The following is a 23,552-nucleotide window of genomic DNA, read 5'->3' as shown; positions in this document are numbered from 1 at the left end:
CATTTATTTTCGATTCGAAATAACAAATTTATCAATAAATAGCAAGTGAAATGAGGCAAGTGATGCCCCATAACAACATCCATGAAAAGAGATTTCTTGATGAGTCAGTGGAAAGGAACTACTATTACCCATATAAAGGCATGACCAAATCACAAATAGTATCCAAAATAAATCAGTCCATTTATATTTTGAAAAATATTTTTTCCACATAAGAACACCTTCTTTCCTGCAATCATATTACAACACTTCGTGTAAGCGGATACAAGAAATGTGAGGTAATCAACTAAGAAGAAGCATGAGGTTGAAAGAGAGTGTTAAACCTTCAATACGTCTATGATTTCTCTCTTTTTAGACCAGATTGATTCAAATCAACATTATTCAAAAAAAGCGAATTTCAATCGAAACTCGCTTTTTTACAAAATGTATTAGTATAAATTTGTATCTTAGTTCAAGTGCCAGATATCTTCGTTGTACTGAGCGATTGTACGGTCAGATGAGAAGAATCCTGCTTTAGCAATGTTAACGATAACTTTATCCAACCATGTATCACGGTCTTCGTAGTCAGCAAGCATTTGCTCTTTGACTTTGATGTAGTCTTCCAAGTCAAGGAGAGTCATGAACCAGTCTTTGTTGATCAATTCGTTGTAAAGACGTTCCAAGCGCTCTTTCTTACCTACTGCAAGAACAGCATCGCTGACGATGAAGTCAACCAATGGTTTGATAGCTTCACGAGCGTAGAATTCGCTTGATTTGTAAGCTGCTTTTGCGTAAAGGTCGATAACAGTTTCTGAATCTTCACCGAAGATGTAGATGTTTTCGTCGCCAACCAATTCAGCGATTTCCACGTTAGCTCCGTCCATAGTACCAAGAGTCAAAGCTCCGTTCAACATGAATTTCATGTTACCAGTACCTGAAGCTTCTTTAGAAGCAAGTGAGATTTGTTCTGAGATGTCACATGCTGGGATAAGGAAGCTTGCTGCAGTAACGTTGTAGTTTTCAACCATAACCACTTGCAAGTGTGGAGCTACAGCTGGGTCGTTAGCAATCACTTCTGACAAGCAAAGGATCAAGTGAATGATGTCTTGAGCGATTGTGTAGGCAGGAGCTGCTTTACCACCAAAGAAGACTGTGATTGGACGAGCAGGGATGTTGCCAGCCTTGATATCAAGGTATTTGTGGATGACATACAAAGCGTTCATTTGTTGGCGCTTGTACTCGTGCAGACGTTTGATTTGGATATCAAAGATAGAGTTTGTGTTGATTTCCACACCTTGATGTTCTTTCAAGTGACGAGCCAATTTACGTTTGTTGTGAGCTTTGATGCTTTCCAATTTTTCTTTGACAGCAGCCTTGTCTTCGTATGACAAGAGTTTTTCAAGCTCATCTGCTTCATGGTGCCAACCATGTCCAATGATCTCATCCAAGTAGTGAGACAAGCTTGGATTAGCATGCATGAGCCAACGACGGAATGTGATACCGTTTGTTTTGTTGTTGAATTTTTCTGGGTAGATGTCGTAGAAAGCTTTCAACTCTGAGTTCTTCAAGATTTCAGTGTGAAGAGCTGCAACCCCGTTAACGCTGTATCCGTAGTGGATATCCATGTGAGCCATGTGAACACGTCCGCTCTCATCGATGATTTGAACAGCTGGGTCTTTGTATTCTGCCTTCACACGACGGTCCAATTCTTCGATGATTGGTACCAAGTGAGGAACTACTTCTTGCAAGAATTCAAGAGGCCATTTTTCAAGGGCTTCAGCAAGGATTGTGTGGTTAGTGTAGGCAGTCATGCTACGAACGATAGAGATTGCTTCATCAAGTTCGATACCACGTGCAGTCAAGAGACGAATCAATTCAGGAATCACCATTGATGGGTGAGTATCATTGATTTGTACAACTGCATAGTCCGCAAGGTCATGCAAGTTGCTTCCTTTTTCGATTGCTTCGTCGATGATCAATTGTGCACCGTTTGAAACCATGAAGTATTGTTGGAAGATACGGAGCAATTCACCTTGCTTGTCGCTATCGTCTGGGTAAAGGAAGAGAGTCAAGTTGCGAGCGATATCTGTCTTATCAAAGTTGATACCGTCTTCGATGATAGAAGAATCAACTGAATCCAAGTCAAACAAACGCAAGCGGTTTTTAGTAGCTGTCTTGTAACCAGGTACATCGATATCGTAAAGAGTAGATGTCAATGTGAAGTGTGCAAATGGCACTTGGTAGCTACGGCTTGAGCGAACCAACCAGTTTTGCTCTGTCAACCAAGCGTTAGGAATCGTTTCTTGTTGGTTGTTTTTAAGAACTTGTTGGAAAAGACCGAAGTGGTAGTTCAAACCAACACCGTCACCATTCAAACCAAGTGTAGCGATTGAGTCGATAAAGCAGGCTGCCAAACGTCCCAAACCACCGTTACCAAGTGATGGTTCCAATTCTACTTCTTCGATTTCGATCAACTCTTTACCTGCAGCTGCAAGTTCTTTTTTCACATCGTCGTAAAGACCAAGGTTAATCAAGTTATTTGACAAGAGTTTACCGATCAAGAACTCAGCTGAGATGTAGTAAACTTTTTTCTTACCAGTGTTGACTGGTTTTTGGCTGCTTGCAAGTTTGCTGTAGTTAAGAAGAGCAAGGTAAAGCTCTTCATTGCTACATTCTGCAATGGTTTTATTGTAACGTTTTTGTACAAATTCGTTTAATGGTAACATGTTTATGTGTCTCCTGATATTGTCTTATTTCTTTAATTCTACCAAATTTTCATTGATTCGGCGATAAATTGTAGTCAAGTCAAGCAAAGTTTCTTCAACAGCTGGTGTGAGTTGGTCTGCTGTCATACGCCATGACCAGTTTCCACCAAGAGTAGATGGGAAGTTCATGCGAGCTGCCTCATCCAATTCTAGTAAATCTTGCATAGTTGCAATAGCCATGAAGCTAACAGATGAAAATACTGTGCGAAGCATTGCGTGTGGCACTGTTTCGTACTCTTTACGGTTCGTGTAACGAGCCATGTATTCACGAGTTGGATCGTCGATCTCATTACGGTACCAACCAAGGACCGTATTGTTGTCGTGTGTTCCTGTGTACATAACAGAGTTGGCAGGTGCCAAGTGTGGGCTATCGATACTTTCGTCTTCTGGGTTGAAGGCGAATTGAAGAATCTTCATTCCTGGGAAGCCAGTACGTTCGCGTAACTCAATCACTTCATCTGTCATGAAACCAAGGTCTTCTGCGATGATGTTTAGCTCACCAAGTTTTTTCTTAACGGCTGCAAAAAGTTTGTAGCCAGGACCTTTCACCCATTTACCAGGTGCTGCTGTATCGGAACCAGCAGGAATTTCCCAGTAAGATTCGAACCCGCGGAAGTGGTCGATACGAACGATATCGTAGATCTTGAAGCTTTCGCGCAAACGTTCAATCCACCATTTGTAACCGTCTTTGTCCATTGCTTCCCAGTCATAGATTGGGTTCCCCCAAAGCTGACCAGTGGCAGAAAACTCATCTGGTGGGCATCCTGCGATACAAGTTGCTTTACCATTGGCATCTGTCTTAAAGAGATGTGGATTTGCCCACATGTCGCTTGAATCTTCCGCTACGTAGATAGGCATGTCCCCAACAATTTCGATGTGGTTATCGTTAGCATAGGCTTTCAATTTCAACCATTGTTGGAAGAAGAAGTATTGAGTCACACGGTGGTAAACCAACTTGTCTGCCAATTTCTCACGGTAGCTTTCAAGTGCTGAAGCTTTACGAGCACGAGCATCTGCATCTGGCCATTCTGTCCAAGCAAGATTGTCAAAATGCTCTTTGATAGCCATATATTCTGCGAAGAGTTCGAGCCATGATTGGTTGTCTTTAGCAAACTTCTCAAAATCTTTGACATCACCCACTTCCAAGAAGCGTTTAACTGCTTTTTCTAAAAGCGGACGACGTGCATAATAAATCTTCGCATAGTCAACTTCAGATGCATCGCTACCAAAGTCAACACCTTTAAGATCACTGGCTTCGAGCAAGCCTTGCTCTACCAAGATATCAAGGTCTATAAAATGCGTATTTCCAGCAAAGGCCGAGAATGATTGGTATGGAGAATCTCCATAGCTTGTTGTCCCGAGAGGGAGGATTTGCCAGTAACGTTGCTTCGTACGAACCAAGAAATCAACGAAATCATAGGCAGTCTGGCCAAATGATCCAATCCCGTATGCTCCTGGCAGAGAAGAGATGTGCATCAACACACCACTTTGACGTTTTTTCATAATAGCACCTCATGTGTTTGTTATAAAACGTTGCGCAATTAAGGCGCAAACGTTTGCGTTAATTTAAGTATAACGCATTTCAAAAACAAATGCAAGCGTTTTTAAAAAATTTTTTTGAATTATTTTAATCAAACAAAACTTGTTGCCACTGATATTTTATGAAATAAGCGAAAAAATTTTAAAGATTTTCTGATTTAAGATAATTCATTCCCAATATCTGCTCTATTTTCTGAAAAACCGAGCCGAATTTACGCAATCGTTTTCCTAATATATTTTCAATTCAAAAAAAACAAACATTTTAAGTTCTTTCCTATATATGGGCTTTAACAAATGTTTGAAACCTTAAAATTTTTTTAAAAAATTTCCTAAAAACGCTTGCAACCGTTTTCTGTTTGTGCTATACTAAGTTCGTAAAAGAAAACGTTTGCGTTTTCTCATTAAATTATTTTTGTTATTCTTTAGGAGGAATACACTATGTCATCTAAATTCATGAAGAGCGCTGCTGTGCTTGGAACTGCTACTCTTGCTAGCTTACTTTTGGTAGCTTGCGGAAGCAAAACTGCTGATAAGGCTGCTGATTCTGGTTCATCTGAAGCAAAAGAAATCACTTTCTACGTTGAAGACCAATACAAAGCCTACGCTGAAAAAGTTGCTGCAGCTTATGAAAAAGAATCAGGTACAAAAGTTAACATCAAATCAGGTGACCAACTTGGTGGACTTGACAAACTTTCACTTGACAACCAATCAGGTCAAGCTGCTGACGTTATGATGGCACCATACGACCGCGTAGGTAGCCTTGGTACTGACGGACAACTTTCAGAAGTTACTTTGAGCGATGGTGCAAAAACAGATGATAAAACTAAATCTCTTGTAACAGCTGCTGACGGTAAAGTTTACGGTGCTCCTGCCGTTATTGAGTCACTTGTTATGTACTACAACAAAGACTTGCTAAAAGAAGCTCCAAAAACTTTTGCTGAATTAGAAGAACTTGCTAAAGACAGCAAATACGCTTTCGCTGGTGAAGATGGCAAAACTACTGCATTCCTAGCCGACTGGACAAACTTCTACTACGCATACGGACTCCTTGCTGGTAACGGTGGTTACGTATTCGGACAAAACGGTAAAGACGCTAAAGACATCGGTCTTGCAAACGACGGTTCTATCACAGGTATCAACTACGCTAAATCTTGGTACGAAAAATGGCCTAAAGGTATGCAAGATACTGAAGGTGCTGCAAACTTGATCCAAACTCAATTCCAAGAAGGTAAAACAGCTGCTATCATCGACGGTCCTTGGAAAGCTCAAGCATTCAAAGATGCTAAAGTAAACTACGGTGTTGCTACTATTCCAACTCTTCCAAATGGTAAAGAATACACACCATTCGGTGGTGGTAAAGCTTGGATCATCCCATCAAGCACTAAGAACCTTGAAGCTGCACAAAAATTTGTAGACTTCCTTGTTTCAACTGAACAACAAAAAGCATTCTACGATGCAACTAACGAAATCCCAGCTAACACTGAAGCTCGTTCATACGCTGAAGGCAAAAACGATGAGTTGACAACAGCTGTTATCAAACAGTTCAAGAACGCTCAACCAATGCCAAACATTTCTCAAATGTCAGCAGTTTGGGATCCAGCTAAAACAATGCTCTTTGACGCTGTAAGTGGTAAAAAAGATGCTAAGACAGCTGCTAACGATGCTGTAACATTGATCAAAGAAACAATCAAACAAAAATTTGGTGAATAATTGAATTCGTTACAAGGGGGGAGAATACAAATCCCCCTTTGATTTTATAAATTTACGAATGATTGCAGTTGCCTATCTAGTGATTGGAGACAAACTTCAATCTCGTATCCTATGAAAGGAGTATTCATGGAAAACCAACAACCTAGCAAAGCAGCCTTGCTTTCAGTGATTCCTGGGTTAGGACAGATTTACAATAAACAAAAGGCAAAAGGTTTTATCTTCCTTGGTGTCACTATCGTATTTGTTCTTTATTTCCTAGCACTTGCAGCCCCTGAATTGCACAATTTGATCACTCTTGGTGACAAGCCAGGTCGTGATAATTCCCTCTTTATGCTGATTCGTGGTGCCTTCCATTTAATCTTTGTAGTCGTTTATGTGCTCTTTTATTTCTCAAATATTAAAGATGCACATACAATCGCAAAACGTATTAACAATGGAATTCCTGTCCCACGTACTTTTAAAGATATGATCAAAGGTATTTATGAGAATGGTTTCCCTTACCTCTTGATCATCCCATCTTACGTCGCTATGACATTTGCGATTATCTTCCCAGTTATCGTAACCTTGATGATTGCCTTTACCAACTATGACTTCCAACACTTGCCACCAAACAAATTGTTGGACTGGGTTGGTTTGACTAACTTTACAAACATCTGGAGCTTAAGTACCTTCCGTTCAGCCTTCGGTGCGGTTCTTTCTTGGACCATCATCTGGGCCTTGTCTGCTTCTACTTTGCAGATTGTGATTGGTATCTTCACCGCTATCATTGCTAACCAACCATTTATCAAAGGAAAACGTATCTTTGGTGTTATTTTCCTTCTTCCTTGGGCTGTTCCAGCCTTCATCACTATCTTGACATTCTCAAACATGTTTAATGATAGTGTCGGTGCCATAAACACTCAAGTATTGCCTATCTTGGCTAAGGTTCTTCCTTTCCTTGACGGTGCTCTTATCCCTTGGAAAACAGACCCAACTTGGACCAAGATTGCCTTGATTATGATGCAAGGTTGGCTAGGATTCCCATACATCTACGTTTTGACTTTGGGTATCTTGCAGTCAATTCCTAACGACCTCTACGAAGCGGCTTATATCGATGGTGCCAATGCTTGGCAAAAATTCCGCAACATCACTTTCCCTATGATTTTGGCTGTTGCAGCACCAACATTGATCAGCCAATACACCTTCAACTTTAACAACTTCTCTATCATGTACCTCTTCAACGGCGGAGGTCCTGGTAGCGTTGGTGGTGGAGCCGGTTCAACTGATATCTTGATCTCATGGATTTATCGTTTGACAACAGGTACATCTCCTCAATACTCTATGGCGGCAGCTGTTACCTTGATCATCTCTATCATTGTCATCTCTATCTCTATGATCGCATTCAAGAAACTACACGCATTTGATATGGAGGACGTCTAAGATGAATAACTCAATCAAACTCAAACGTAGACTGACTCAAACCCTCACTTACCTCTACTTGATTGGTCTTTCAATCGTGATTATCTATCCACTTTTGATTACTATTATGTCAGCCTTCAAGACTGGTAACGTCGTAGCTTTTAAACTAGATGCTAACGTCGACTTTAGCTTTGCCAACTTCCAAGGGCTCTTCACTGAAACCTTGTACGGCACTTGGTACCTCAACACTTTGATTATCGCTTTGATTACAATGGCTGTTCAAACAAGTATCATCGTACTTGCTGGTTACGCCTACAGCCGTTACAACTTCTTGGCTCGTAAACAAAGTTTGGTCTTCTTCTTGATCATCCAAATGGTGCCAACTATGGCCGCTTTGACAGCCTTCTTCGTTATGGCCCTTATGTTGAACGCCCTTAACCATAGCTGGTTCCTCATCTTCCTATATGTCGGTGGTGGTATCCCAATGAACGCTTGGTTGATGAAAGGTTACTTCGACACAGTACCAATGTCTCTTGATGAATCAGCAAAACTAGATGGTGCAGGACACTTCCGTCGCTTCTGGCAAATTGTTCTCCCACTCGTTCGTCCAATGGTTGCAGTACAAGCGCTCTGGGCCTTCATGGGACCTTTCGGAGACTATATCCTCTCTAGTTTCTTGCTTCGTGAGAAAGAATACTTTACAGTTGCCGTTGGTCTACAGACCTTTGTCAGCAATGTGAAAAACTTGAAGATTGCCTACTTCTCAGCAGGTGCTATCCTCATCGCCCTTCCAATCTGTATTCTCTTCTTCTTCCTACAAAAGAACTTTGTTTCAGGACTTACAAGTGGTGGCGACAAGGGATAATCTATCCCCGCCACCCTTTTTCATTTTGGATCTTGTTGCTAAAGCTGCAGGATTGGACACAAGATCGCAAATAGTAGCAAAATCCGCTTTTCAATCAGCAATTTATCTACTAGACTTGAAATAAAGCACATTTCTCTATATAATAATACTCATATAGAAAACACTTTTAGAAAGATGCCTATGCTTCCATATCCATTCTCGTATTTCTCTAGTATCTGGGGATTTCGTAAGCCCCTGTCAAAACGTTTCGGACTCAACTGGTTTCAGCTTCTCTTTACGAGCATTTTCCTCATCAGTTTGTCTATGGTTCCGATTGCCATTCAAAACAGCTCACAGGAAACGTATCCACTGGATACCTTTATCGATAATGTCTACACTCCACTGACAGATGAAGCCATCATGGACTTGTCAGAGAATGCACAAATCGTTGATGGAAAGCTGAACTACTCAGGTACGAAGAATCAGCAGCCTTCTCTTTTGATTGGCCCGAGCCAAAGCAAAGAATTGCCAAAGGACTTGCAACTTCATTTTGATACGGAAGAACTCATCATCAGCAAGGAAAGCAAGGAACTGACCCGCATTCGCTACCACGCCATTCAAACGGAGAGTTTCCAGAGTAAGGAAGCTTTAACCCAGGCTATTTCTAAAGACTGGTACCAACAGAACCGTGTCTATATCAGTCTCTTTCTCGTCCTTGGTGCTAGCTTCCTCTTTGGATTGAATTTCTTCATTGTCTCTCTTGGAGCTAGTCTTCTCCTTTATATCACCAAAAAATCACGCCTCTTTTCATTTAGGAGCTTTAAAGAGTGCTACCATTTTATCTTGAACTGTTTAGGATTACCAACTTTGATTACACTTATTTTGGGACTTTTTGGCCAAAATATGACAACCCTTATCACTGTACAAAACATTCTTTTTGTTCTTTATCTGGTCATCATCTTTTATAAAACACATTACCGCGATCCAGATTATCATAAATAGGAGATTTTTATGCCCGTGACGATTAAAGATGTGGCTAAAGCAGCAGGTGTCTCACCTTCAACTGTTACCCGCGTCATCCAAAATAAATCAACGATTAGTGATGAAACCAAAAAACGAGTTCGCAAGGCTATGAAGGAACTCAACTACCATCCCAATCTCAATGCTCGTAGCCTAGTTAGCAGCTATACTCAAGTTATTGGTTTGGTATTGCCTGACGACTCGGATGCCTTCTACCAAAATCCTTTCTTCCCATCTGTCCTACGAGGAATCGCCCAAGTCGCGTCTGAAAACCACTATGCTATCCAGATCGCAACTGGTAAAGATGAGAAGGAGCGTCTCAAAGCTATTTCTCAGATGGTTTATGGCAAGCGTGTTGACGGTTTGATTTTCCTCTACGCTGAAGAAGAAGATCCTCTGGTCAAGCTAGTAGCCGATGAGCAGTTCCCTTTCCTCATTCTCGGAAAATCTACTTCACCCTTTATCCCTCTTGTTGATAATGACAATGTACAGGCGGGCTTTGATGCGACAGAGTATTTCATCAAAAAAGGATGTAAACGAATTGCCTTCATCGGGGGGACAAAGCGACTCTTCGTAACACAAGATCGTCTAACTGGCTATGAGTCCGCACTCAAACAACACCAACTTCCGATTGATACCAACTTAACCTACTTTGCAAACGAATTTCTAGAAGAAAAAGGGTATCAATTCAGTGAACTCCTGTTCAATCACGATCCACAGATTGACGCTATTATCACAACTGACAGTCTCCTTGCAGAAGGGGTTTGTGACTACATCAGTAAGCATCAGTTAACTGTTCCTGTCTTGAGTTTCGACTCTGTCAATCCTCGACTTGACCTCGTAGCTTATGTGGACATCAATAGCCTGGAACTTGGGCGCGTTTCCTTTGAAACCATTCTCCAGATTATCAACGATGCTAAAAACAATAAACAGATTTGTTACCGCCAGTTGATTGGACACAAAATTATCGAAAAATAAAGACCAGCCCCAAGGCTGGTCTTTTGAATATTATTAATTGTCTGTTTCTACGAATCGTCCGAGAATGTGGACATTTTCAGATACAGAGACAAAGGCTGTCGGATCGATCTGTTTCATGATGTGTTTAAAATCATTAAACTCTGCTCGTGTGATAACCGTAATCAAGACTGCTTTTCTCTCATGATTATAGGTTCCTTCTGCATCGTGGATCATGGTTGCTCCGCGGTGCAATTTTTTATGGATTTTTGCGATTACCTTGTCAGGATTATTGGTCACAATCATGGCCTGCATGCGTTTTTGCTTGGTAAAGACCGCGTCTGTCACACGACTGGAGACAAAGATGGTAATCATGGAGTAGAGAGCGTATTTCCAACCAAAGGTCAATCCTGCTATCAGCATGATGGTTCCATTTACCAAGAAAGAAATACTACCGACATTCTTACCCGTTTTCTTTCGAATAGTGAGACTGACGATATCTGTACCTCCGCTAGAAATATTGTTACGGAGCGCAAAACCAATCCCCAAGCCCATGACAACACCCCCAAAAAGGGCATTGATAATGGGATCCTCTGTCAAGGTCACAACCGGTACAAGCTGGATAAAGAGGGAACTCATGGATACTGTGATGAAGGTAAAGATTGTAAACTTATGCCCAATCTGATACCAAGCCAAAATCATCAACGGAAAATTGATAGCATAAAAGGTTAGCGATATCGGAATGTAAAAACCAAACCAGTGATTACTCAAGGCAGAGATAATCTGTGCCAGACCCGTCGCACCACTGGAGTAAACGTGCCCTGGTTGAAAAAAGAAATTGACTGCTACTGCTGACAGAAAGCCATAAACCAGAGAAGCCGATACTTTCTCATCATATTTTTCCCGAGAGATACTTTGTAAAACTCGTAAGATTTTTATCTGATAAGCAAAGCGGCGCAAATAATAGCGCCACCGCTTAATTCGTTTTGCTTGTTTCATCTTCTTCTACTTGTAAGCTGAGTTCCTCTAGTTGTTTGAGAGCGACTATTGATGGAGCTTGTGTCATTGGATCTGTCGCCTTGTTGTTCTTAGGAAAGGCAATGACTTCACGAATATTCTCTTCCCCTGCTAAGAGCATCACAAATCGGTCAAGACCGATAGCCAATCCACCGTGTGGTGGGAAACCATAGTCCATGGCTTCAAGAAGGAAACCAAACTGGTCATTTGCTTCTTCAGCTGAGAAACCAAGAGCCTTGAACATGCGTTCTTGAAGGTCTTTTTGGTTGATACGAAGACTACCACCACCAAGCTCATAACCGTTCAAGACGATATCGTAAGCAATGGCACGAACCTTAGCCAAATCACCTTCTAATTCGTGAGCTGTTTCTTCCTGTGGAAGAGTAAATGGATGGTGGGCGCTCATGTAGCGACCTTCTTCTTCAGACCATTCAAACATTGGCCAATCAACCACCCAAAGGAAGTTGAACTTATCATTATCAATCAAGCCCAGCTCTTTGGCAATACGTCCACGAAGGGCGCCTAGTGTTGCATTGGCTACCTCAAGCGTATCCGCCACAAAGAGAACCAAGTCCTTATCTTCAAGACCAAGTGCTGCAGTCAATTCTGCTTGGATACCAGTTAAGAACTTGGCAACTGGTCCATTTAATTCTCCATCAACCACTTTGACCCAAGCAAGACCTTTGGCACCATATTGTTTGGCTACTTCAGTCATCTTGTCAATGTCTTTACGTGAGTAGTTGTCTGCAGCTCCTTTGACTACAATGGCTTTAACGGCAGGTGCTTCTGAAAAGACTTTGAAATCAACACCTCTAACCACTTCTGTCAAGTCCTGAAGCAACATATCAAAACGAGTATCAGGTTTGTCAGAACCGTAAAGAGCCATCGCGTCATCATACTTCATACGAGGAAATGGAAGCGTTACTTCGATGCCTTTGGTTTCTTTCATCACGCGCGCAATCAAGCCTTCTGTGATATCTTGGATCTCTTGCTCCGTAAGGAAAGACGTTTCCAAGTCGACCTGAGTAAACTCAGGCTGACGGTCACCACGCAAATCCTCGTCACGGAAACATTTAACGATTTGGTAGTAACGGTCAAACCCAGCATTCATCAAAAGCTGTTTAGTGATTTGTGGGCTCTGAGGAAGAGCGTAGAAATGCCCTTTATTGACACGAGATGGCACCAAATAGTCACGCGCTCCTTCTGGTGTTGACTTCGAAAGGAATGGCGTCTCCACATCGATAAACTCCAACTCATCCAAGTAGTTACGGATAGAGTGAGTCACCTTAGCACGAAGCTTAAGGTTTTCTAGCATTTCTGGACGACGAAGGTCAAGGTAACGGTAACGCAAACGTGTATCGTCATTGGCCTCAATCCCATCTTTAATCTCAAAAGGTGTTGTTTTGGCTGTATTAAGCACTGCCAAAGCTGTCACGTTCAACTCAACTGCACCAGTCGGCAATTTATCATTAGCTTGCTCACGCGCAGCGACTTGTCCAGTCACCTCGATGACAAACTCACTACGAAGGCTTTCAGCTGTTGCCATGACCTCTGCAGAGACTTTTTCAGGGTTGATAACCAACTGCATGATTCCTTCACGGTCACGAAGGTCGATAAAGATCAAACCACCTAGGTCACGACGACGACCAACCCATCCTTTCAAGGTCATTTCTTGTCCGATGTGTTCCTCACGAACACGACCAGCATACATACTACGTTTCATGTTTTCTCTCCTCTTTTATTCTGTTACTATTTTACCATAAAAGCGCAGGCTCTTCATGAAAATCAGCAGAAAAGTTTGATTGTCTTTAGAATCAAAACGAACAGACAAAAAATCCGATGAAAACGTCATCGGATTCTCTGATTATAATTCTTAACCTTTTTACGCTTTTCAGCAATCTCAGCTGCCTTTTTAGGTAGAACAATCTCCGTCGCATAAGCCGAAGCAAAACGCAAGACTCCTGCAATAGGCGCAAAGACAACTGCTAGATAGTTGTAAAAGAAGTCGCCTTTAAAGGCATAGGCAAGTGCCCCGATGATAAAGAAGAGAACGACCGCCTGTATCACTGCTAATAAAATTATTCGTTTCATGTGACCTCCTGACTCTATTATAGCATGAGTATCATCAAAAAGCCGATTAAATTATTCAAAGCGTGGAGAGAAATGCTATAAAGAAGACCTTTTCGGCTCACATAAGCCAGTCCCAAACTCAATCCCAGACTAGCATAAACTAAAAACTGTTGCAAAGTTCCTGGAAAATGAATCAAGGCAAAAAGCACACTCGATACGAGGAGAAACAGAGCTGTCTGTTTTCCGTTGTTCTGCTTAGGAAAGAGATAGCGCGCCAGCATCCCTCTAAAGATGAGTTCTTCCGTCAGAGGAGCAAAGACCACTACCATAAAGAAACCAAAGACAGGCTGAGCAACTGTCAGTTGTGATACGATTTGTTGATTGACTGACGGATCTTCTGGCAAAAAGAACTGGGCTGTAATCGCCACTAGCAAAACCAGAGTAGGCAACCAGATATAACGATTAAAAGCTGTTGTCTGGATGCTAACCTTTTCTGTCTGATACCATATGTAAACTCCATAAACATAGGCCCCTGACAGGGCGACATAAAGTGGCAAGACTCCAAAGATTGAAGCCCCTAGGTCAAGCGCCGATAAAGCCATACTCTGAACCAGACCATAGCCAAAGTAAAAGGATAGAATAGCTAGAAGAAACCAGCCAAGATTTTTAAGTAATTTCATAAAAGACTCCTATTTGAAATGAAGACTTAGCATTGTTATTCACATCATCTTGATAAAAATGTGGAATACAGTCGCAACTAAAAGGGCTAATAAGAGAATTCCTCTTGCAAAAATAGAAACGGTAGTAATGGTTTTATAAAGATATTTTTAAGCAAGCAAAAGCAATGTTGATCCTAGGAAAAAGAGAGTCAGGATATATTCCTGACCAGTTTATCTGTCATTAAAAGCCTAATTTTTCAAAGATTTCTGAGAAATTTTGATTGATAGCATCAAGTGACACTTGCACTTCTTCTCGTGTTTGGTTGTTTTTGACCGTCACTTGTCCGCTTTCAACTTCACTCTCGCCTAGCGTGATGAGAGTCTTAGCCGCAAAGACATCGGCGGACTTGAACTGAGCTTTGAGCTTCCGGTTGAGGTAATCACGCTCTGCTTTAAAACCTTGTTGGCGAAGGGCTTGTACCAATTCCAAGGCCTTGACATTTGCTCCTTCACCCAAGACTGCGATATAAACATCTAGAGCGTTTTCGATAGGGAGAGTCACACCTTGCTTTTCAAGGATGAGAAGCAGGCGCTCTACACCAAGTCCAAAGCCAAAGCCTGCAGTTTCAGGACCACCAAAGTAGGCAACCAAACCATCGTAACGACCACCCGCACAGACGGTCAAATCATTGCCCTCAATCTCAGTGATGAATTCGAAAATGGTGTGGTTGTAGTAGTCCAGACCACGCACCATATTGGTATCGATGATATAGTCTACACCCAGATTTTCCAACATCTGACGGACGGCATCAAAATGAGCTTGGCTTTCTTCATCAAGGAAATCCAAGATAGACGGTGCATTTTCTACTGCCACCTTGTCTTCTTTTTCCTTAGAGTCCAAGACACGGAGAGGATTTTCCTCCAAACGACGTTGGCTATCCTTAGACAAGGTCTCCTTGATCGGTGTCAAATAATCAATCAAGGCTTGACGGTAAGCCGCACGACTCTCAGGATTTCCAAGAGTGTTAAGATGCAATTTGACACCTTGGATGCCGATTTCTTTCAAGAAATGAGCTGCCATAGCGATGGTTTCCACATCGGTAGCTGGATTGCTAGAGCCAAAACACTCAACACCAATCTGGTGGAATTGGCGTAAACGCCCTGCCTGTGGACGCTCATAACGGAACATAGGGCCCATGTAATAGAACTTACTTGGCTTTTGCACTTCTGGTGCGAAGAGTTTATTTTCCACATAAGAGCGGACAACGGGCGCAGTTCCTTCTGGACGGAGGGTAATATGGCGGTCACCCTTGTCATAAAAATCGTACATTTCCTTGATAACGATATCCGTTGTATCTCCGACAGAGCGGCTGATGACCTCGTAATGCTCAAAAATAGGCGTGCGCACTTCCGCATAGTTATAGCGCTTGAAAATTTCACGGGCAAAGCCCTCAACATACTGCCACTTGGCAGACTCAGCAGGTAAAATATCCTGCGTTCCTTTTGGTTTTTGTAATTTCATAGGGAATCCTCTTTAAACTTAATAGTCTTATTTTACCATAAATAGAGGGATTAAAACAGTGAGAAAAAAATTAGGATTCAAATATCATTTTTGAGATTAATAACTGTCAAAAGAATAGCTAGCAAGGAGAGACCAACAAACAGCATCCAAGTCAACTGTATATTCCATACAGCTAGAAGTGAAAAACAAGCTGTTCCCACAGGTATGGATAAGGTAAACAATAAACCTAAAAAATTACTGGTACGAGCTAAAACATCTGGAGCTAGATTTTTCATGAGCATGGCACTAATCTTTGGTTGAACTTTACCAGACACATAGAGAGTTGAAAAGAGAAATAGTAAACCAAGTACGACTTGATTGAATACATTAGCTAGACCAATTAGACTGAGTCCTACGGTCGCCCACATCATCAATCTAGGCAAAGACTGCTTCCCAAAATAATCATTGCCCGTAAGGCTACTGATGATGATTGCTACTAAAACACAGAATTGATTGATAAATAGTGCCTCTGTGTAAGAAAAATTCAAGAGAGAATGGCTCAAAAAGAAGATGTTATAGATGCTTCCTAAAGCCCCACCCAAGGCATTAATAAGCAAGACAGCAAAGATCATGAAACCAAAGTTTTTCTGTCCACCTTTAAGAAAAACGAGACGTAAATTTCGGTAAATTGTTAGGAACTGGTCTTTGATAGAAAGCTTCTCATTTTTTAGGTTTTCACCATCAGCAGATGACATTGACAGACTCAATTTGCTTTTTCCTAAAAAGAGAATAAAGGCTGATACTAGGAAAAAGCAGGCATTGATTCCAGCAACAAGGGAAAAATTGTTGACCGATAGACCTAAGAGCCAAACTCCAAAAGCTTGACCACCAATAGCTGAAATATATGTGATAAACTGGGAAAAAGAATAAGCTTCCATCAGATCCTCTTCAGCTACTTTTTCCTTAACGAGAGGCATTCGCAAACCACCAGCAAAATCACTGATCAAATCACTGATGACATTGATCAAACACAGGCTAGAAAAGGCAAAGAGACTAGCTTGCTGAACAACTAGGGCTGCCAGAAAAAATAAAACCGCCTGAAACAAACCGCTATAGACCATCCATTTGACCTTGTCCCTTGTGTAATCTGCCCGAATCCCTACAAAAACTGTAAAGAGAGTCGGAAGAATAATGACAATATTCGCCATAGCAACAGCAAAAGAGGCTTGTGGCAAGGTCGATGCATAAACGATAAATACTAGGTTAAAAATCGAAGCACCAAAAGCATTGAAGAAGCGCGACAAAGTCAAGAGTCGATAAGCTTGATTTCTAAACAATAGTTTCATAGGTAATCTCCCTTCTTGTTATAATCCCTATGTGAAGTATGACTATAGTATAGCACTTAGAAATTGAAAGGGAAAACTTTTGAATATATGCAACACATAAAATGAGCAAAGAAACGATAGAACTTTTGTAACGACCTGAGAGTAGTCAAAAGTTCTATCGCTTAAATTTTCAAATTATTTTCTTAGTTTGCAGATATTCAACAATCGGTTGTATTTCTGTAGTATTCAGCAGATTTGTTACAACCAAGCATCTCAAAAATATGGACAGCATCTTCCATCTTTTTCTGCCCTTCCTTGACTCTACCCTGCTTGCTATCAAGAAGACCTTCAGCCCACAAATAGACAATTCGGAAATAGGTCTCATTTTCCTTGTAGAAATGCTCTTTGATGACACGTTTAAAATAAGAGGCATTGGTAAATTCTTCACACTCAATGCTGGCTAAAAAGCCATTCAATAGTATAGTGTGAAACAGATTTCGATTACCAGACATTTCCATTAGAAAATCAGATTTACGTACCATTTCTCGTACATATCTAGTAAAAAGAGAAACAGATAGAAATGGTGAACTGACTGAAAATAAATTGAGTTCATAGATTCCCCAAATCTCGGTAGAAAACAAATAATCATGAAGGACTTTCCCTTCCTCTGCTGTTAACTCTACCCTTTCATCCATGCTCTTCATATAAGACTTGATAATGATGGCATTTAGAATATGTTTCTGTTTGTTTTGAGAATGGGCATGCTTTTGATACTCCTTGCGATACAAGTCCTCAAGCGGAGCTATATTCTTTGGATCCAAGACATCTATGATTTCTTTTCTCAACTCAGAATCTGTATCATACTGAAAACCTCTCGTCAGAAAGAGGATTTCCTCTACACTAGCAGATATATTTTCTAGGGCAAATAGAAACTTTTCCACCGAAAGCTCACTCTGACCTGTTTCAAATCGGGACAACATGGACGGCGAAAATTGTCCCCCAGTTGCTTGTCTCAGCGAGATATTTCTTGACTCTCGTAATTGTCTAAAGACTTTTCCAATCTGCTCCATAGACTTCCCCTTGATTCCGTATTTTCTTCATTTTATCATATTTTTCAGAAAATTCATCAAAAACTTGCCAAATTGTCAGAATTATGAGAAAATAGAGGATATTTATCACGTGGAGGGACTGTTATGAGAGACGATATCAAAATCAATGACCGCGCTTTAGCCTTGCAAGACCAAATTATCGATAAATTAGAGAAGGTTTTTGATACAGATGTGGAATTGGATGTTTACAATCTAGGGCTGATTTATGAAATCAATCTAGATGAAACAGGTCTCTGCAAGATTGTCATGACCTTCACCGATACTGCCTGTGATTGCGCCGAAAGCCTACCTATCGAAATCGTCGCAGGTCTAAAACAAATCGAGGGTATCGAAGATGTCAAGGTTGAAGTTACCTGGTCTCCTGCATGGAAGATCACACGAATCAGTCGCTACGGACGCATTGCCCTCGGACTGCCACCTCGTTAATACTCTTCAAAAATCAAATTCAAACCACGTCAGCGTCGGCTTGTCGTACTCAAGTACTGCCTGCGCCTAGCTTTCTAGTTTGCTCTTTGATTTTTATTGAGTATAAGCAGGCAAATCACTTTTGAAGATGAAAAGAAGCAAGCCGAAAATGGCTTGCTTTTCTTGTTTATTTTTTACCTGACTTGTCCATATTCCAGAAGTCTGTCACGGCTCCGCGTGAAGCAGAGGATACGATATGGGCATATTTACCGAGGACACCACGGCTGTAAAGTGGTGGCAAGGTTGTTTCTGCCTTGCGTTTTTCAAGTTCTTCTTCGGATACGGCCATGGAAATTTCTTTGGTATCTTGGTCAACCGTAACGATATCACCTGTACGGAGGTAAGCAATCGGTCCACCATCCTGAGCTTCAGGAGCGATATGTCCGACAACCAGACCATAAGTACCACCAGAGAAGCGTCCATCCGTCAAGAGGGCAACCTTGTCTCCTTGACCTTTACCAACGATCATAGATGAAAGTGACAGCATTTCAGGCATACCAGGACCACCCTTAGGTCCAACAAAACGGACAACGACTACATCGCCATCAACGATTTCATCTGTCAGAACGGCCTGAATAGCATCTTCTTCTGAGTCAAAGACCTTAGCTGGTCCAACGTGACGACGAACTTTAACACCTGATACCTTAGCAACCGCACCATCAGGGGCAAGGTTCCCGTTCAAGATGATAAGCGGACCGTCTGCACGTTTTGGATTTTCAAGTGGCATAATGACTTTTTGGCCTGGTGTAAGGTCTGCAAAGTCAGCCAAGTTTTCAGCGACTGTCTTACCAGTACATGTGATACGGTCGCCATGAAGAAAACCATTTGCCAAGAGATATTTCATAACCGCAGGGACACCACCGACTTCGTAAAGGTCTTGGAAGACATACTGACCAGATGGTTTCAAGTCGGCCAAGTGAGGCACACGTTCTTGGATCGTATTGAAGTCCTCAAGGGACAAATCAACATTAGCCGCATGGGCAATGGCAAGCAAGTGAAGAGTGGCATTTGTAGAACCACCGAGAGCCATGGTTACAGTGATGGCATCTTCAAAGGCTTCACGAGTCAAGATATCAGATGGTTTGAGACCAAGCTCCAGCATCTTAACAACAGCACGTCCTGCTGCTTCGATATCTTCTTTCTTGTCGGCTGATTCAGCTGGGTGAGATGAAGATCCTGGCAAACTCATACCGAGAACTTCGATAGCAGTCGCCATGGTATTAGCTGTATACATACCACCACAGCCACCAGGGCCAGGGCAGGCATTACATTCAAGACGTTTTACGTCCTCAGCTGTCATGTCACCATGGTTCCATTTTCCGATTCCCTCAAAAACAGAAACCAAGTCAATATCTTTGCCATCAAGATTTCCCGGTGCAATAGTACCACCATAGGCGAAAATAGCTGGAATATCCATGTTGGCAATAGCAATCATAGAACCAGGCATGTTCTTGTCGCAGCCACCGATAGCAACGAAGGCATCGACGTTGTGACCACCCATCGCCGCCTCGATAGAGTCCGCAATGATATCACGAGATGTTAGAGAGAAACGCATACCAGGCGTTCCCATGGCAATCCCGTCCGCTACGGTAATGGTTCCAAACTGTACAGGCCAAGCACCTGCAGATTTGACACCTTCTTTAGCTAATTTCCCGAAATCATGCAAGTGAATGTTACATGGTGTATTTTCCGCCCAAGTCGAAATCACTCCCACAATCGGTGTTTCAAAGTCCTTATCTGTCATACCAGTCGCTCGAAGCATAGCACGGTTTGGTGATTTAACCATGCTATCATAAATGCTACTGCGGTGACGTTTATCTAATTCAGTCATCTTATCCCTCCCGTTTCAGTTTTTACTATTATAGCACATTTTAAAGGCAATGAACAGAAGAAAATTCTTGAATTTTCAGAAAATTCTATACAGCAATATTTTCTTTAAAAATGTTACATTTATTTCTTGACTTTATAAATTAAAGTGATATCATTTAGATATCATAAAGCAGGAGGTCATTCTTATGACTGAAAAACTAATCAATTCAAAACCAAATGGTGTATTCGCATTAATTCTCATTGAATTGACACTCGTACTTGGTATCTTTATATTTATAATGGGTGCTGGTTCGGAAAACGTTTTTGGAATTATTATCGGTCTTTTATTAATCTTAATTTCAGTTCTAGCTCATGCTGGTTTAAAAGTTGTCAAACCTCAGGAAGCTCTGGTTTTGACCCTCTTTGGTAATTATACAGGTACCATCAAAGAACCTGGTTTTTACTTTGTCAATCCTTTTAGCATAGCAGTCAACCCTGCAAACCACACTCGACTTGGTCAAAGTGGTGATGTTAGCACAAAATCTCCTTTTTCAGGAATGAAATCATCAAATGGCAATGATGTAAACCTTGAAATTGGCAAGAAACAGATTTCCCTCAAAGTTATGACTTTGAGCAATTCCCGTCAAAAGATTAACGATTGCTTAGGTAACCCTGTTGAAATTGGAATTGCGGTAACTTGGAGAGTTGTCGATACAGCCAAAGCAGTCTTCAACGTTGATAACTATAAAGAATATCTCTCATTGCAGTGTGATAGCGCCCTTCGTAATATTGTCCGCATCTATCCTTACGATGTGTCTCCTAATGTAGATACTACAGGGGATGGACAAGCAGATGAAGGTAGTCTCCGTGGCTCTAGTGAAATTGTAGCTAACCGTATTCGTGAAGAAATCCAAAGTCGCGTAGAAGATGCTGGCTTGGAAATCCTTGAAGCACGTATCACTTATCTAGCTTATGCACCAGAAATTGCAGCTGTTATGCTTCAACGCCAACAAGCATCTGCCATTATTGATGCCCGTAAGATGATTGTAGACGGCGCTGTGGGAATGGTTGAAATGGCACTAGAACGTCTCAATGAAGGAGAATTGGTAGAACTTGACGAAGAACGAAAAGCTGCCATGGTTTCAAATCTCCTAGTCGTTCTCTGTGGTAATCATGATGCACAACCAATTGTCAACGCAGGAAGTCTTTACTAAAGATGGCTGAAGCTAAAAAAAAGCAGATTCCCCTTCGACTCTCAACAAAGTTATACGCTGCACTCGCATCATGGGCAGAAGACGACTTTCGTTCAGTCAATGGGCAAATCGAATATCTCCTTACAGAGTGTGTCAAGCAACGGAAGAAAGACGGAAAATACGTATCAGAAACCATTGACGAACCATTTGAGATTGATATTTAACACCTTCTCCTGTCTGCTAGATCGGACAGGAGAATTTTTTCATCTTTTTTTTGTCAAGTAACTTTACTTTACAAAAAAGTTTTGATATACTATTAAAGTTGATGAAAATCAAACCTAACTGAATTATATCTTAAAAGGAGAAATCAAAATGGCAGTACCTGCACGTCGCACTTCAAAAGCGAAGAAAAACAAACGTCGTACCCACTACAAAGTAACAGCTCCATCTGTAAACTTTGACGAAACTACTGGAGATTACTCACGTTCTCACCGTGTATCACTTAAAGGATACTACAAAGGACGTAAAATCGCTAAAGCTGCATCAGCTGAATAATAGAAGGGAGATACCATGCGCGTAAATATCACACTTGAACACAAAGAATCTGGTGAACGCTTGTACCTTACTTCTAAAAACAAACGTAACACTCCAGACCGTCTTCAATTGAAGAAATACTCACCAAAACTTCGCAAACACGTTGTGTTTACAGAGGTTAAATAAGGGTTCACTACACGTCAGTAGACTTTAGAAACCTTGATTTAAAGCAATTCTTGAATTTCGAAATTTCACTACATTGCGATATGAATCAATCGAATCACTACCTTTTTCACTACCTTTTATGTAATAAGAAACTGATTCGTTTATTTAAAAAGAAGAGGAACTTTAGTGTCAAGCTCCTCTTTTTTATTTGCTCTTTTACTTACAAATCGTAAGACCTGGTTTGGAAAGTATGAATTTCAGTTGGACTAAAAACAGCGTAATATCAAGACTTTTCTCCGCTTTTATAAAAGCGTTTTTCCAATCAAATTCAACTAATTTTATCTAAATGGTGTGGATTTTACCCCCAAAATTACAGAGAATGGAGCTGATAAACACTAAACGTTCACACCATTAGTTAAATGATTTTTTTCATCATTTTTCTTAGATGATAGAACTTCTAATTTATTTCTTATTCAAGCAAAAACAACCTGCTATAAGTAAGAAAGAGGAAGATACAAGAAAAACACGGCGTAAAAACCGATTCAGTTCATTGTCCTCAATCCTTGTCTGCTTCATTTTCTTTTACGAGATCGTTTTGTGAATCTTTTTCAGAGAGTTTTTGATCAATATACTTGTCAATGTTTTCATAAAATTCCTTGGTCGCTTCACTATCTAATGTTGGCGAGTTCTGAACTTGATTCACTTTCAATTGAACAGATTGAATACCGTAAGAGGCTTGTTTTTGGTGGAGTGTTTCTAATTCTTCTTCTGAAATCGGATCTCCAACAACCGTCAAGACCAATTCATTGTTACTTGACTTGTAGACTTGATTAATAACCGTATAATTGGCGAACTCTTTTCCTACAAACTGTTTGATCCCTTCTTTGCGCGCTTGTTCTATTGTCAGAGTAACTGCCGAATAGCTAGCTGGAAGAATCAACAATACAATCAAAGAAATCAAGCCAATTCTCATTTTAATGCTCAGCTCTTTAAATGAAGTTAAAGGAGATTTTCTCATCAAAATTCTTGTTCCAACAATGTTGGCTAGCATGATAAAGACACAGTTGATCAAGAAAAGATAGAGAGCCCCGAATAAAAATCGTACATTCCCATTAGCTAAACCATAGCCAGCAGTACAGATAGGCGGCATCAAAGCTGTAGCAATGGCTACTCCTGGCACGATATTGTTTGCTTCTTTTTTCCTTGAACCGATCACACCAGCAATCCCACCAGCAATAGCAATGAGAACATCCCAAATGGTTGGAGAGGTTCGTGCGATCAACTCGCTACTTGCATAAGACAAGGGAGAAATCCAGAAATACAGAGTCGAGACAAGCAAACTGACCAACACTTGAGTCAATAAAACCTCTAGAGATTGCTTGATTAAACGCGTATCAAAAATAGCTAAACCGAATCCCAGTCCAACAATCGGTGTCATGAGAGGTGAAATTAACATGGCTCCAATAATAACAGCTGTTGAATTCATATTTAGACCGATA

22 protein-coding genes are annotated in these 23,552 nt (G+C 41.0%); 10 read left to right on the top strand and 12 right to left on the bottom strand.

Annotation, left to right across the window (positions count from 1 at the left end; translation table 11 throughout):
* Positions 1–3: 3 nt before the first annotated feature.
* From HMPREF3057_RS10565 to malQ, 3 genes are all read right to left on the bottom strand, one after another.
* Positions 4–210, bottom strand: a complete 207-nt coding sequence (locus tag HMPREF3057_RS10565; RefSeq protein ID WP_033587430.1) for a hypothetical protein — start codon at positions 208–210, stop codon at positions 4–6.
* A gap of 233 nt (positions 211–443) precedes the next feature.
* Positions 444–2,702 carry a glycogen/starch/alpha-glucan family phosphorylase gene (gene glgP / locus HMPREF3057_RS03780; protein ID WP_070696425.1) on the bottom strand — a complete coding sequence of 753 codons (2,259 nt, stop codon included), beginning with the start codon at positions 2,700–2,702 and terminating at the stop codon, positions 444–446.
* Positions 2,703–2,726: 24 nt separating this feature from the next.
* Complete coding sequence (gene malQ, locus HMPREF3057_RS03775) at positions 2,727–4,244, bottom strand: 4-alpha-glucanotransferase (RefSeq protein ID WP_070696422.1); 1,518 nt, start codon at positions 4,242–4,244, stop codon at positions 2,727–2,729.
* Between the two features lie 474 nt (positions 4,245–4,718).
* On the opposite strand from malQ, the gene HMPREF3057_RS03770 reads away from it, so the two are divergent.
* The 5 genes from HMPREF3057_RS03770 to HMPREF3057_RS03750 all read left to right on the top strand — a co-directional run bounded on the left by HMPREF3057_RS03770 (position 4,719) and on the right by HMPREF3057_RS03750 (position 10,230).
* Entirely contained in the window at positions 4,719–5,990 is a 1,272-nt protein-coding gene (locus tag HMPREF3057_RS03770; protein WP_070696419.1) for an extracellular solute-binding protein, read from the top strand.
* Between the two features lie 126 nt (positions 5,991–6,116).
* Positions 6,117–7,409 (top strand): carbohydrate ABC transporter permease, encoded by a 1,293-nt coding sequence (locus HMPREF3057_RS03765; protein WP_000431414.1) that lies wholly within the window; start codon positions 6,117–6,119, stop codon positions 7,407–7,409.
* A gap of 1 nt (position 7,410) precedes the next feature.
* Entirely contained in the window at positions 7,411–8,253 is an 843-nt protein-coding gene (locus tag HMPREF3057_RS03760) for a sugar ABC transporter permease (RefSeq protein ID WP_001065654.1), read from the top strand.
* A gap of 180 nt (positions 8,254–8,433) precedes the next feature.
* Positions 8,434–9,234, top strand: a complete 801-nt coding sequence (locus HMPREF3057_RS03755) for a DUF1189 domain-containing protein (RefSeq protein WP_070696416.1) — start codon at positions 8,434–8,436, stop codon at positions 9,232–9,234.
* Positions 9,235–9,243: 9 nt separating this feature from the next.
* On the top strand, positions 9,244–10,230 hold the full coding sequence (locus HMPREF3057_RS03750; RefSeq protein ID WP_070696413.1) for a LacI family DNA-binding transcriptional regulator: 987 nt from the start codon (positions 9,244–9,246) through the stop codon (positions 10,228–10,230).
* A 33-nt stretch (positions 10,231–10,263) separates the two neighbouring features.
* Here the strand turns inward: HMPREF3057_RS03750 and HMPREF3057_RS03745 are convergent, their stop codons facing one another.
* The 7 genes from HMPREF3057_RS03745 to rgg all read right to left on the bottom strand — a co-directional run bounded on the left by HMPREF3057_RS03745 (position 10,264) and on the right by rgg (position 17,848).
* The gene (locus HMPREF3057_RS03745; RefSeq protein WP_000806298.1) at positions 10,264–11,205 is read right to left on the bottom strand and encodes a YitT family protein; all 942 of its coding nucleotides are present in this window, start codon (positions 11,203–11,205) and stop codon (positions 10,264–10,266) included.
* Positions 11,183–12,946, bottom strand: coding sequence for an aspartate--tRNA ligase (aspS, locus tag HMPREF3057_RS03740; protein ID WP_049520516.1), 1,764 nt, complete (start codon positions 12,944–12,946; stop codon positions 11,183–11,185). Before aspS ends, HMPREF3057_RS03745 begins: the two co-directional genes overlap by 23 nt.
* Positions 12,947–13,071: 125 nt before the next feature.
* Positions 13,072–13,314, bottom strand: a complete 243-nt coding sequence (locus HMPREF3057_RS03735) for a hypothetical protein (protein WP_049490087.1) — start codon at positions 13,312–13,314, stop codon at positions 13,072–13,074.
* 17 nt (positions 13,315–13,331) lie between these two features.
* Positions 13,332–13,973, bottom strand: a complete 642-nt coding sequence (locus HMPREF3057_RS03730) for a CPBP family intramembrane glutamic endopeptidase (protein ID WP_000771207.1) — start codon at positions 13,971–13,973, stop codon at positions 13,332–13,334.
* A gap of 220 nt (positions 13,974–14,193) precedes the next feature.
* Complete coding sequence (hisS, locus tag HMPREF3057_RS03725; protein ID WP_000775829.1) at positions 14,194–15,474, bottom strand: histidine--tRNA ligase; 1,281 nt, start codon at positions 15,472–15,474, stop codon at positions 14,194–14,196.
* A 77-nt stretch (positions 15,475–15,551) separates the two neighbouring features.
* Positions 15,552–16,799, bottom strand: a complete 1,248-nt coding sequence (locus HMPREF3057_RS03720) for an MFS transporter (protein WP_049479709.1) — start codon at positions 16,797–16,799, stop codon at positions 15,552–15,554.
* A gap of 197 nt (positions 16,800–16,996) precedes the next feature.
* Positions 16,997–17,848: a quorum-sensing system transcriptional regulator Rgg gene (gene rgg / locus HMPREF3057_RS03715; protein ID WP_049479707.1), complete on the bottom strand. Its 852-nt coding sequence runs from the start codon at positions 17,846–17,848 to the stop codon at positions 16,997–16,999.
* A gap of 123 nt (positions 17,849–17,971) precedes the next feature.
* Between rgg and HMPREF3057_RS03710 the strand changes: the two genes are divergently transcribed.
* Positions 17,972–18,313 (top strand): metal-sulfur cluster assembly factor, encoded by a 342-nt coding sequence (locus HMPREF3057_RS03710; RefSeq protein WP_001204050.1) that lies wholly within the window; start codon positions 17,972–17,974, stop codon positions 18,311–18,313.
* Positions 18,314–18,479: 166 nt separating this feature from the next.
* On the opposite strand, the gene ilvD is transcribed toward HMPREF3057_RS03710, so the two are convergent.
* Entirely contained in the window at positions 18,480–20,183 is a 1,704-nt protein-coding gene (gene ilvD / locus HMPREF3057_RS03705; protein ID WP_000137343.1) for a dihydroxy-acid dehydratase, read from the bottom strand.
* Between the two features lie 184 nt (positions 20,184–20,367).
* Here ilvD and HMPREF3057_RS03700 point away from each other — a divergent pair, with 184 nt between their 5' ends.
* The 4 genes from HMPREF3057_RS03700 (at position 20,368) to rpmG (ending at position 22,074) form a co-directional block, all read left to right on the top strand.
* Positions 20,368–21,375 (top strand): SPFH domain-containing protein, encoded by a 1,008-nt coding sequence (locus tag HMPREF3057_RS03700; RefSeq protein WP_000136839.1) that lies wholly within the window; start codon positions 20,368–20,370, stop codon positions 21,373–21,375.
* A 2-nt stretch (positions 21,376–21,377) separates the two neighbouring features.
* On the top strand, positions 21,378–21,578 hold the full coding sequence (locus HMPREF3057_RS03695; RefSeq protein ID WP_000796544.1) for a type II toxin-antitoxin system antitoxin: 201 nt from the start codon (positions 21,378–21,380) through the stop codon (positions 21,576–21,578).
* Between the two features lie 148 nt (positions 21,579–21,726).
* Positions 21,727–21,909, top strand: coding sequence for a 50S ribosomal protein L32 (rpmF, locus tag HMPREF3057_RS03690; RefSeq protein WP_000290417.1), 183 nt, complete (start codon positions 21,727–21,729; stop codon positions 21,907–21,909).
* Positions 21,910–21,924: 15 nt separating this feature from the next.
* Positions 21,925–22,074 (top strand): 50S ribosomal protein L33, encoded by a 150-nt coding sequence (rpmG, locus tag HMPREF3057_RS03685; protein ID WP_001265622.1) that lies wholly within the window; start codon positions 21,925–21,927, stop codon positions 22,072–22,074.
* Positions 22,075–22,609: 535 nt separating this feature from the next.
* Here the strand turns inward: rpmG and HMPREF3057_RS03680 are convergent.
* Positions 22,610–23,551 carry a DUF389 domain-containing protein gene (locus tag HMPREF3057_RS03680; protein WP_257370804.1) on the bottom strand — a complete coding sequence of 314 codons (942 nt, stop codon included), beginning with the start codon at positions 23,549–23,551 and terminating at the stop codon, positions 22,610–22,612.
* Position 23,552: the final 1 nt, after the last annotated feature.

Origin of the sequence: Streptococcus sp. HMSC072D05, from assembly GCF_001815805.1 — a bacterium.
Classification (GTDB): Bacteria; Bacillota; Bacilli; order Lactobacillales; family Streptococcaceae; genus Streptococcus.
This window is presented reverse-complemented; position numbering and strand designations above follow the sequence as displayed.

Bases quoted from the DNA above. Each gene is read 5' to 3' on its own strand.
- HMPREF3057_RS10565 (WP_033587430.1), bottom strand. From the start codon at position 210: ATGTGGAAAAAATATTTTTCAAAATATAAATGGACTGATTTATTTTGG.
- glgP (WP_070696425.1), bottom strand. From the start codon at position 2,702: ATGTTACCATTAAACGAATTTGTACAAAAACGTTACAATAAAACCATT.
- malQ (WP_070696422.1), bottom strand. From the start codon at position 4,244: ATGAAAAAACGTCAAAGTGGTGTGTTGATGCACATCTCTTCTCTGCCA.
- HMPREF3057_RS03770 (WP_070696419.1), top strand. From the start codon at position 4,719: ATGTCATCTAAATTCATGAAGAGCGCTGCTGTGCTTGGAACTGCTACT.
- HMPREF3057_RS03765 (WP_000431414.1), top strand. From the start codon at position 6,117: ATGGAAAACCAACAACCTAGCAAAGCAGCCTTGCTTTCAGTGATTCCT.
- HMPREF3057_RS03760 (WP_001065654.1), top strand. From the start codon at position 7,411: ATGAATAACTCAATCAAACTCAAACGTAGACTGACTCAAACCCTCACT.
- HMPREF3057_RS03755 (WP_070696416.1), top strand. From the start codon at position 8,434: ATGCTTCCATATCCATTCTCGTATTTCTCTAGTATCTGGGGATTTCGT.
- HMPREF3057_RS03750 (WP_070696413.1), top strand. From the start codon at position 9,244: ATGCCCGTGACGATTAAAGATGTGGCTAAAGCAGCAGGTGTCTCACCT.
- HMPREF3057_RS03745 (WP_000806298.1), bottom strand. From the start codon at position 11,205: ATGAAACAAGCAAAACGAATTAAGCGGTGGCGCTATTATTTGCGCCGC.
- aspS (WP_049520516.1), bottom strand. From the start codon at position 12,946: ATGAAACGTAGTATGTATGCTGGTCGTGTTCGTGAGGAACACATCGGA.
- HMPREF3057_RS03735 (WP_049490087.1), bottom strand. From the start codon at position 13,314: ATGAAACGAATAATTTTATTAGCAGTGATACAGGCGGTCGTTCTCTTC.
- HMPREF3057_RS03730 (WP_000771207.1), bottom strand. From the start codon at position 13,973: ATGAAATTACTTAAAAATCTTGGCTGGTTTCTTCTAGCTATTCTATCC.
- hisS (WP_000775829.1), bottom strand. From the start codon at position 15,474: ATGAAATTACAAAAACCAAAAGGAACGCAGGATATTTTACCTGCTGAG.
- HMPREF3057_RS03720 (WP_049479709.1), bottom strand. From the start codon at position 16,799: ATGAAACTATTGTTTAGAAATCAAGCTTATCGACTCTTGACTTTGTCG.
- rgg (WP_049479707.1), bottom strand. From the start codon at position 17,848: ATGGAGCAGATTGGAAAAGTCTTTAGACAATTACGAGAGTCAAGAAAT.
- HMPREF3057_RS03710 (WP_001204050.1), top strand. From the start codon at position 17,972: ATGAGAGACGATATCAAAATCAATGACCGCGCTTTAGCCTTGCAAGAC.
- ilvD (WP_000137343.1), bottom strand. From the start codon at position 20,183: ATGACTGAATTAGATAAACGTCACCGCAGTAGCATTTATGATAGCATG.
- HMPREF3057_RS03700 (WP_000136839.1), top strand. From the start codon at position 20,368: ATGACTGAAAAACTAATCAATTCAAAACCAAATGGTGTATTCGCATTA.
- HMPREF3057_RS03695 (WP_000796544.1), top strand. From the start codon at position 21,378: ATGGCTGAAGCTAAAAAAAAGCAGATTCCCCTTCGACTCTCAACAAAG.
- rpmF (WP_000290417.1), top strand. From the start codon at position 21,727: ATGGCAGTACCTGCACGTCGCACTTCAAAAGCGAAGAAAAACAAACGT.
- rpmG (WP_001265622.1), top strand. From the start codon at position 21,925: ATGCGCGTAAATATCACACTTGAACACAAAGAATCTGGTGAACGCTTG.